Below are 2,886 nucleotides of genomic sequence, written 5' to 3' on the forward strand. Positions count from 1 at the left end.
ATCGAGCACAACCGCGGCCACCACGTTCGCGTCGCCACTCCCGAGGACCCGGCGAGCTCGAAGTTCGGCGAAAGCTTCTGGGCCTTCCTCCCCCGCAGCGTGTGGGGCAGCCTGAAATCGTCCTGGGAACTCGAGAAGGCTCGCATGGAGCGACTGGGCAAGAGCACGTGGAGCATTCACAACGACGTGCTCAACGCCTGGCTGATGTCGGTCGTCCTCTATGGCGTGCTCATCGCGGTGTTCGGTCCGATCGTGCTGCCGTTCCTGATCATTCAGGCCATCTACGGATTCTCGCTGCTCGAAACGGTCAACTACCTCGAGCACTACGGACTGCAGCGTCAGAAGAAGGACAACGGCCGCTACGAGCGGTGCACCCCCGAGCACAGCTGGAACTCCGATCACATCGTCACCAACATCTTCCTGTATCACCTTCAGCGACACAGTGATCACCACGCCAACCCCACCCGTCGGTACCAGACTCTGCGCAGCATGGATGGAGCACCCAACCTGCCGAGCGGCTACGCGAGCATGATCTCGCTCGCCTACTTCCCGCCGGTGTGGCGCAAGGTGATGGACCACCGCGTGCTCGACCACTACGACGGTGACATCACCCGCGTCAACATCGCGCCGTCGAAGCGGAAGAAGATCCTCGCCGCATACGGGGCCGAGTGATGGCCGCCTTCGAGTGTCCCGTGTGCGAGTTCGTCTACGACGAGGCCAACGGCGTTCCGCGTGAGGGCTTTCCGGCCGGAACACCCTGGTCCGATATTCCCGACGAGTGGCCGTGCCCCGATTGTGGCGTCCGCGAAAAAGCCGACTTCAGGAGCAAGAAATGAAGCTTTACCGTTGTGTGCAGTGCGGGTTCGAGTACGACGAAGAGCTGGGCTGGCCCGAGGACGGTATCGAACCCGGCACCAAGTGGGATGACATTCCCGACGACTGGTCGTGCCCCGACTGTGGTGCCGCGAAAGCCGATTTCGAGATGGTCGAGGTAGAGCGCGGGTGACTGCTCGTCAGCCCGGCAACGTCGTGATCGTCGGCACCGGTGCCACCGGGTACACCGCCGCCAAAGTCCTACGGGCCGAGGGTTTCACGGGGACCGTCACGCTGATCGGTAGCGAACAGGAGGCCACCTACCGTCGTCCGGCGGTCTCCAAGGAGCTGCTGCTGGGCACCAAATCGGTCGATCAGGTTCTGCTCGGTGCAGCCATCGACGATGTCGATGTTCGCTCGGGCGTCACCGCCACCGCCATCACCGATTCGGCGGTCCTCCTCGACGAGGGAGATCCGGTTCCGTACGACGCCCTGCTGTTGGCAACGGGTTCCCGGGCCCGGCAACTCGATCTCCCGGGTTCGGCGCACGCGTTCACCCTCCGCAGCGCGGCCGATGTGGCACCGCTGCACGCCGACATCCTCCGTACCGGATCACTACTGGTCATCGGCGGCGGCCTGATCGGGTGCGAGGCAGCGGCCGCGGCCCGGTCACTCGGAGCCGAAGTGACGGTGCTGGAGGCCGCATCGGCTCCGCTGAACCGAATCGCACCGGCCGCGATTTCGCAGATGTATCGAGACCTGCATGCGGACAACGGGATCATCATGCACACCGATGTCGCCGTGACGAGCCTCGAGAAGCAAGACGACGGCACAGTTGTCGCTGCCGCGCAGGACGGACGCAGCTGGTGCGCGGGCACAGTGCTGGTGTCGGCCGGTTCGGTACCGAACATCGAGCTCGCAGCCGAGTTCGGACTGCACACCGGAGCCGGGATACTGGTCGACGAGGCCATGCGAACCTCGGCCACCGGCATCTACGCCGCGGGTGACGTCGCCGAGGTCCCCAACCCGATCCTCGGCGGCACCTATCGAAGTGAGCACTGGAACGGGGCCGTCGACCAGGGCACCCGGGCCGCACGGTCCATCCTCAATCTCGAGGTCGGCGATCTCGATGTTCCGTGGGGTTGGTCCACTCAGCACGGCGTCAACCTGCAGTTCGCGGGTTGGACCGACGTCGACGACGAGTACATCGTGGTTCGCGGGTCCATCGACAGCCGACGCTTCACCGCCTGTGCGGTACGCGGCGACACGCTCGTCGGAGCAATCGGAGTGGGGTTCCCCAAGGACATCCGACAGATCAGAACGCTCATCGCGAGCGGAGACCCCATCGACAGGGATCTACTCGGAGAAGATTGGTTGGACCAGCCGCATGCGGTCGTTCGATAGAGTCGTTTTCATGCCCGCAGCCGAACAGACGTCGACCCCCGGTCGGTACCGTGAAGCGGCGTCCACTCTCGCGCGCGACACCGCGCTCGATGCGCTGCGCGAGTTGTTGCACGAGCGCAACTGGCGCAACGTCACGATGAGCCACATCGCCAAGGCTGCGGGACTGAGCAGACAGAGCCTGTACAACGAGTTCGGTTCACGGCGCGGCGTCGCGCAGGGGTACGCCATCAGATTGACGGACCTCTTCGTCGCCATGTGCGAAACGGCACTGTATCAACACGAGAACGACTCGTCGGCCGCTCTGCGACAGGGCTTCTCGTCGTTTTTCCAGTTGAGTGGACTGGATCCACTCGTACGGTCGCTCCACAACGGCGACGCACCCGAGGATCTCCTGCGACTGATCACCACCGACAGCGCGGTGCTCATCGAGCGGGCGGGCGGGCGGCTGTCGGAGACATTCCAGCGCGGATGGGTCGGCGCAAGCCCACGACAAGCCGACGTCGTCAGCAAGGCCATCGTTCGACTGGCCCTGAGCTATATCCCCGAACCGCCGGACGACATCGACGCCGCAGCCGATGATGTGGCGCTGCTGCTCGCGCCGTTCATCGATTCGATCGCCGCCGAATAGACGGTCGGCACCGACCTCGGCTCGACATTGCACTCGAGCCC

5 protein-coding genes are annotated in these 2,886 nt (G+C 64.4%); all 5 read left to right on the forward strand.

Annotated elements, in window-relative coordinates; translation table 11 throughout:
* The coding region (locus tag RHODMAR_RS01090) for an alkane 1-monooxygenase (protein WP_008710329.1) at positions 1-672 on the forward strand (672 nt) is incomplete at its 5' end.
* Positions 672-836, forward strand: a complete 165-nt coding sequence (locus RHODMAR_RS01095) for a rubredoxin (RefSeq protein WP_008710331.1) — start codon at positions 672-674, stop codon at positions 834-836. The genes RHODMAR_RS01090 and RHODMAR_RS01095, both read left to right, overlap by 1 nt.
* Positions 833-1,006 (forward strand): rubredoxin, encoded by a 174-nt coding sequence (locus tag RHODMAR_RS01100; RefSeq protein ID WP_008710332.1) that lies wholly within the window; start codon positions 833-835, stop codon positions 1,004-1,006. Before RHODMAR_RS01095 ends, RHODMAR_RS01100 begins: the two co-directional genes overlap by 4 nt.
* Positions 1,003-2,217 (forward strand): NAD(P)/FAD-dependent oxidoreductase, encoded by a 1,215-nt coding sequence (locus RHODMAR_RS01105; RefSeq protein ID WP_042937484.1) that lies wholly within the window; start codon positions 1,003-1,005, stop codon positions 2,215-2,217. The genes RHODMAR_RS01100 and RHODMAR_RS01105 overlap by 4 nt, the downstream gene beginning before the upstream one ends.
* A gap of 10 nt (positions 2,218-2,227) precedes the next feature.
* Entirely contained in the window at positions 2,228-2,845 is a 618-nt protein-coding gene (locus RHODMAR_RS01110) for a TetR/AcrR family transcriptional regulator (protein WP_008710334.1), read from the forward strand.
* Positions 2,846-2,886: the final 41 nt, after the last annotated feature.

It is taken from the genome of Rhodococcus sp. AW25M09 (assembly GCF_000333955.1).
In the GTDB taxonomy this organism is placed as follows: Bacteria; Actinomycetota; Actinomycetes; order Mycobacteriales; family Mycobacteriaceae; genus Rhodococcoides.